Raw genomic sequence first — 303 nt, forward strand, 5'->3', positions numbered from 1 at the left:
TCATCCGCGGGTTCAGCGAGGTGTAGGGGTCCTGGAACACCATCTGGATGTTGCGGCGGACCGCCTTCAGCGCCCGCCCCGACAGCTTGGTGATGTCCTGGCCCTTGAAGAAGACCTCTCCGGCGGTGTCGGTCTCCAGCATCATCAGCAGCTGGGCGACCGTGGACTTGCCGCAGCCGGACTCCCCCACGATGCCGAGCGTCTCGCCCTGGTAGAGGTCGAAGGAGACCCCGTCGACGGCCTTTACCGCGCCGACCTGCTTCTTGAACAGGATGCCCTGGGTCAGCGGGAAGTGCTTGACCA

Annotated in this window: 1 protein-coding gene; it reads right to left on the minus strand. The window is 65.0% G+C overall.

The window, feature by feature from the left end:
• Positions 1-303: ATP-binding cassette domain-containing protein (locus PUR26_RS00825; protein ID WP_329868209.1), on the minus strand; the 303-nt coding region annotated here is incomplete at both ends.

It is taken from the genome of Streptomyces sp. SP18CS02, assembly GCF_036322365.1.
GTDB lineage: Bacteria > Actinomycetota > Actinomycetes > Streptomycetales > Streptomycetaceae > Streptomyces.